This is a genomic window from Thermogutta sp. (genome assembly GCF_014359955.1).
GTDB lineage: Bacteria > Planctomycetota > Planctomycetia > Pirellulales > Thermoguttaceae > Thermogutta.
On record NZ_JACIYL010000203.1, the window covers coordinates 1 to 6292 of the forward strand.

General features: G+C 59.1%; 6 protein-coding genes. 3 read left to right on the top strand and 3 right to left on the bottom strand.

The window, feature by feature from the left end; genetic code table 11:
- Window positions 1-335: tetratricopeptide repeat protein (locus tag H5U08_RS08145; protein ID WP_297032022.1), on the bottom strand; the 335-nt coding region annotated here is incomplete at its 3' end.
- A 480-nt stretch (window positions 336-815) separates the two neighbouring features.
- Here H5U08_RS08145 and H5U08_RS08150 point away from each other — a divergent pair.
- The gene (locus tag H5U08_RS08150; protein ID WP_297032025.1) at window positions 816-1997 is read left to right on the top strand and encodes a hypothetical protein; all 1182 of its coding nucleotides are present in this window, start codon (window positions 816-818) and stop codon (window positions 1995-1997) included.
- A 108-nt stretch (window positions 1998-2105) separates the two neighbouring features.
- On the opposite strand, the gene H5U08_RS08155 is transcribed toward H5U08_RS08150, so the two are convergent.
- Window positions 2106-2954: a 3'-5' exonuclease gene (locus H5U08_RS08155; RefSeq protein WP_297032027.1), complete on the bottom strand. Its 849-nt coding sequence runs from the start codon at window positions 2952-2954 to the stop codon at window positions 2106-2108.
- Window positions 2955-3103: 149 nt separating this feature from the next.
- Window positions 3104-4336, bottom strand: a complete 1233-nt coding sequence (locus H5U08_RS08160; RefSeq protein ID WP_297032029.1) for an LL-diaminopimelate aminotransferase — start codon at window positions 4334-4336, stop codon at window positions 3104-3106.
- A 508-nt stretch (window positions 4337-4844) separates the two neighbouring features.
- Here H5U08_RS08160 and H5U08_RS08165 point away from each other — a divergent pair.
- Window positions 4845-5888: a hypothetical protein gene (locus H5U08_RS08165; RefSeq protein ID WP_297032031.1), complete on the top strand. Its 1044-nt coding sequence runs from the start codon at window positions 4845-4847 to the stop codon at window positions 5886-5888.
- Between the two features lie 123 nt (window positions 5889-6011).
- Window positions 6012-6292: methyltransferase dimerization domain-containing protein (locus H5U08_RS08170; protein WP_297032033.1), on the top strand; the 281-nt coding region annotated here is incomplete at its 3' end.

The window sequence follows — 6292 nt, forward strand, 5'->3', positions numbered from 1 at the left end:
CGCGGAAAAGCACCCCGGGCGCGTCCCAGCACCTGGATAGCGCGGATGGTGTCTCCCGCCTGACGGAGACACTGACTGAGCGTGTACCAGGCGACGCGATCATGGGGAGGCGGGAATACCTGAGCCGCCCGCTCGAAAGCCGCGGCTGCATCCCGGTAACGGCCCTGAGAAGCCAGAATCTGCCCTTTGAACATGCTGACCGGTCCCTCCCAGGGGCCAAGATCCTCCATTTCCAGGCATCGGAGTGCCTCATCAACCAGGCCCAGTTCGAGATAACCGGCAGCCTCCCGCAAACGCCTCGTTACAAGTATGGTTCGCCGCTGTTCAGGAGTCATTCCGCGTGGCCTCCACCCGTTTTTCCTTATCCGTTGCGAAGGACCATTCGGAAATGCCAAAAACCTCCCAGATTGACTGGCGAGCAAAATCTGTGCCAGTAGTGCAGGGGGGGGCGACATCTGTCCTAAGTTATTTGTCCTGTAGATATTACGACCAGGAAATGTGAGCAGATCGGCAAAGAGTTTATGGCATCGACCGCCGCGTTATGTCAGAATGGCAGTCTGTATCACAACTTCTGTAGCATGAAGCCCCCCTTGCTGGTGGTATTGCCGTTCGGGTGTGGCGTTTCTGAGAATCTACATCTACTTGCGGGGAATCTCCCGCACCATCGTGGGAGTTCGCTTCGCGTTCGGGTTGTGAAAACCGTGTTCCGGTGCGGGATGGCTTTCTCGCACAACCCTTGACACGGGCGCCCTGTTTTTCTCATAATCCCGCCGCTTGCTGGGGAAAGATCGATCCTGTGCGGGTGCCCAATTTGAGTGGATACCACGCGACTGGCCGACTATTTCCGAAAATTCTTCACTCACGCCCCCACGCTGCCGGGCGAAAGGAGGACATGCGCGCGCCGAGATGACGCCTCGCGGGAAAACGTTTTTCTTGCGCGTTTGGTGACATTTGTCGCCATCTTGAATGCCATGTTAGCCGTCGCGATCGGGGGCGGGGCCTTTGCCGAAGAGCCCGGCACGGTCATTCCCTTGAGCAGTTCGCTATCGTACAACAAACCGGCAAACATCATAAATTCTCCACCGCCCGCTCAAGAAAGCTGGGTGTGGATTTCCGGCGGGACAGGCGAGGTTTTGACTTCTGCTACGGACGAGCCCGCTCCGCAGCCGCTCCTTGCCGTGCCGCCCCTCGTAGAACCGCTCGACGACGGATCTCCCCCGATCGGAAGCGGGCGCACTTTCCAGGAAACCGCTCCGGACTCGCATACCTTCGAAATGGATAGCCTTGCGGCGTCCGCCCCGACCGGTCTTTCTATCGCAGAATCACCATCTTTAGCCGCCTGCTGCGTCCCGGGAGGTCCCGTCCGCAGGATTCTCGGCGGGGCTGTCTCGCGATTACAGTCGGCCGGGAAGTGGGAACCCTGGATCGAGCGGCCGGGAAGCGCGGGCATCTTTCTGGGTTACGCCTGGGGAACTGAACTCGTTGACAACTGGCTGGAAGAGCGTGACGGCTGGTGGGGAGGCGTGCGATTGGGCTGGGATTGGCATCCCCATTATGGCGTGGAGACCCGGCTGTCGGTGGGCAGCATTGACCTGTGGGACCATCCTTCCGCCGTGGCAGCGGCACAAACTCAGGGACTGAGCACCAGCCGGGACCGCTGGGCGCGGTCGGTGGTCTGGGACGTGGGCCTGCTCTATTTCGCCTCCAAAGACGATCCCTGGCAACCCTACATTTACTGGGGGGTGGGGATCACGCACATCGATTTCACCGACATCGTGGGAACGAGTTACGAGGGAACGTACTTCACCATGCCGCTGGCGCTGGGGCTGAAATTCCGCCCCGTCTCTGGACCGGTTTTCCGGTTTGAGTTCGCCGATCAGATCATTTTCCCCTCTCGCTTCAATGTGACGCACCAGTTTTCCGCGACCATCGGCATGGAAATGCGGTTTGGGAAGAAACGGCGGCTCTACTGGCCGTGGGAACCCGCCTGGCCGTGAGTCGTTTCATGCGTCCTCAAAGGGGTCGGGCTGCCTCTTTGACCTGACCACAGAAAAACTCGGGAGATAGTCCTCTCCGGGGCTCATGCCGGGTTGCCCACCAGGTCTTCAGGGGCTTTCCGCAGCCTGTTTGATGTCCGACGATTCCTGCCACGGATTGCGCCAGTCGCCCCAGTGTTCCAGATACATGCGGGCAGCGCGATCGGTTTTGGCCTTCTCGGCCAGCCAGGCTTTCGTTTCCTCCACGATCTGGTGTTCTTCCTCCAGTGTCAACTGTCCCACCAGAACGCGCGACCGCAGAAAGATGAAGTACGTATCGAGCACATCGCAGCGGCAGTACTCGTTGATCTCAGCAAGCCGCCCCTCGCGGTAAAGGTCCTGGACCATGTGTCCGGCGATTTCCATCTTGCCTGGTTTGCCGAGAAGATGGGCGGCCAGGTTCAAGCCCCCGCTGAAGCGTGTGGAACCGAAGTTCGTGAGAAGCTCGCACAGGTCCAGGTGGTACTGTGTGTTGTAGCGGTTGCGAGGTTGATCCATTGCCCGGGCGTTGATCTGAAACCAGCCCGGAATGCTGATGCCGTACCGAAAGGCGGCCAGCTCCAGCAGGGGGATATCAAATGCCCTGCCATTGAAAGTGACCAGCGTTGGCCTCTTATAGGCTTCCCACCCCCGCCAGAACAGTTCCGTCATGACATGCGGTCGGAAGTGTGGTTCGTCGAGTACCACGAGGTCGACCAGGCGGTATGACTCAGTTACTTTGGCGATCGCGATGGCCACAGGCACCTGGTAGGTGTACGGGATGAAATCACTGTCATACTTTTCGATGAGTTCGTGGCGATACCGCTCGACGGCTTCTTCCGGTTCGATTTCCTCGTGAGGATAGCGGAGTTTGGCCACCAGATCGGGGTCGGCCACGCTTTCCACATCAAACACAAAATAGCGGATGTCGTGGGCCATGGTGATTCTCCGCAGTGTTCTGGCTGTGACCAGCCGTCATAGTTGAAGCGGCGCTGGGCCAGGCTGCGTCAGCCGCGGCACCGCTTTGCAGACGAGTTCGAAAATACAAGCCGACGATTCTCGGCACACCCACGGGCATTGTCAACCAGTCAATCGAATTTAGGATCAAGAGACATCAGTCGCTTTTCCGTTTCCGCCATCAGGGCGTCTTCTTCTGCTTCGTTGGCGGCCTGGTAGGTCACCGAAAACCGCAGGTGGGGACCCGCGTCATCCCAGGGAACCGTCACGATGGAGTGTTCCGCAATGAGGTAATGGGCGAGGTCTTCGGCAGTCTCAAAACGCCGGCCGGCAATCTCCCGCGGGCATTTGACATACAGAAAGTATGTTCCGCCGGGCATTTCGCACTGAAAACCGCACCGTCGCAGGGTGGCCACCAGTTTTTCCAACCGCCGCCGGTACTTTTCCCGCGTTCGACGTGGGATATCAGGGTTATCCAGAGCCGCGATACCGGCCTTTTGAATGGCAATGAATTGGCCCGAATCGCAGTTGTCTTTGATGTCGGCAAAGGCCTGGACAATTCGAGGATGTCCGCAGACCCACCCCAATCGCCAGCCGATCATGTTCCATCCCTTCGAAAGGGAGTGGACTTCCACGCCCACCTCTTTGGCACCTGGTACCTGAAGGAAGCTGAGAGGGCGATCCCGATAACTCAGCATGATATGGGCGGCATCCTGGATGACAACGAGCTCGTGTTTACGGGCAAAGTCGATCACCCGCCGGTAGAAATCCACCGTCGCCACCTGACCGGTGGGGCTGTTGGGATAATTGAGCACAAGCAACTTGGCCCGCTTCAAAACATCCGCGGGAATTGAATCGAGATCAGGATAAAAATTATTTTCCGGCAAAAGTGGCAGTTTGTACACCTGCCCGCCGTAGTACCGGGTGTGGGTTCCGGCCACAGGATAGCCCGGCACCGTCATGAGAGTGATGTCTCCCGGATCGATGAAAGCGGCAGGAAGCATCGCCAGCGCGGTCTTCGACCCGATGCAGTGGTTGATCTCCGTGGCCGGGTCAAGCTCGACACCGAATTCCCGGAGCATGAACCGGGCCACCGCTTCCTTGAAGGCGGGAATCCCGTTGTCGGCGTAACCTCGGTTTTCCGGTTTGTTGATTTCTTCCGCCATCACACGGCGGACCGACTCGTCGGCCATCTCATCGTTTTCGCCGATCCCGAAGTCGATGAGTTTTCTTTCCGCATGCTCGGCCAGCACGCGCCGCTTGGCACGCTTGATCTTTTCAAACTTGTAGATCTCCGTTCCTTTGCCGTACTGACTGCCGCCGATGCGCTGGGCAAACAGTTTTTGAAAATAGGGATCACTCATCGCTCGGACACCAAGTGTTGCTTGCAGTTCGTTGAGGGTGCTCTGATAGCTTCAATGGGTTCTTCCCGGGACGAAATGTATCGTCTTTTGTTCGGGGAGATTGGCTCACCGAAACACGATCCGCACAGGGGTTCTCCAGCTTTCAACCACCGTACCTTTCGATGGACCGTGCCCGATGGAGCGTCAGGATTCCACACAGGCAAGTGGTTGAAAACCGCCATCCAGATGAGGCGCTTCATCCCCGTATTGTGTAACGCCGGGGCGCCATAGGCAAGGACGACGCCCGCTGTAAGGAAAAATTTCCGCTCGGCAACGGCTTGTGTGATCCAGCGGGCACGACGAGCGTGCCCCTCCGAACGATTTCTCGGAAGGACCTTTTCCGGAGGGACGTGCTTGTCACGTCCGCTTCGCCAACCTTGGATAATCCATCCCGAGTTGTCAGATCACCTTTTTTGCAGTGTAATGACGCGTATTGGCGCGGCGTTGCAGCTCACCAAGGAGACATCCCATGCAGCACAGAAACGGTTGGCCATTCTCGATCCGGCGAACAATAGGCTGGACGGTTGTCGGCGGTCTTGTGTTCCTCCTCCCGGCCGGTTGTGCCCGGAAGGAGCCTTCCTCTCCGACCGTGGCCTCTCAACCGCCGGGACAGGCCCCGCAAGCGGCGGCGAAGCTGGAGAGCCTCGACAGGGCGTCCGGTCCGCCACGGACGGGCCAGGAAAGTCTTGCGGAAGCCCTCGAGAAAAAAGGGGCCAAATGCCGGCTGGATGACGACGGATATCTGATCGCGGTGGATGCGGGAACCGCCCGGCTCACCGATGCCGACCTGGCGCCGCTCAAGGAAGCGCGACGGCTCCGCTCGCTCCGTCTCACCGGCTGTCCGATCACGGACGACGGCCTCTCCGTGGTAGCCGGGATGGAATCCCTGAAGACGTTGGGGCTGGACAACACGGGGATTGGCGACGCGGGGATCAAACATGTGGCCGGACTTCCCGCGCTGGAAGAACTCTTCCTGACAGCCACCCATGTCACTGACGCGGGGCTCGCGGCGATCGCCCAGTGCCATGCCCTCAAACGCCTGCGGCTGCGAGGCACCAAAATCACCGACCGTGGCCTTGCCGCGCTCACCTCGCTAACGGCACTCGCTGATCTGGACCTCAGTGAGACGGCTGTCACCGACGCCGGACTTCCCGAACTGGCCAAAATACCGACCCTGACCAAACTGAATTTGTGGAGCACGCAGGTGACAGATGCGGGATTGCCTATCCTCGCCAAAATGAGGCAACTCACGTGGCTCAACCTGGATAACACGAAAGTCACCGACGCAGGCCTGCCCCATTTGGCCGCCCTCACGCAGTTGGAATTTCTCCACCTCGGACGCACAGCGATCACCGATGGTGGACTCGAACCGTTGTTCAACCTCAAGAAACTGAAGACCATCCACGTCACGCGGACAAAAGTGACCGAGGCCGGCGCGGAAAAGCTGCGTCAGGCGCTGCCGGGCTGCCAGGTGATCTCCAAGGTGGAGGAGAACTCGCCGAACAGCCCGTGACGCCGCAAAAAATCGACGAAAAATCGACACTGAGACGGGAAGACGATCGGCAATGCTGGACGGGGAACGGCCCAATCTGTGTCCCATCGCCCCACGGAGTATATCGCTAAGAAAGGGAGAGCCATGCTGCCAGAAAAGAAGTGGATCCTCGATATGACGGATGGATTTCGGCCGACGGCAGTCGTCGGGGCTGCTGCCGAATTGGGGTTGTTCGACCTGATTCCGGACGAGGGAATTACGGTCCCAGAACTGGCCCGCAAATCGAACGCGTCGGTCCGGGGCCTCCAGGTGCTGGCGGATGCCCTCGCCGCGCTGGAGGTGCTGGAGAAAAAGGAGGACCGGTATTTTGTGCCGCCGAAACTGCGGCCGGTACTCAGTGAAAACAGCCCGGACACAGCCATCCC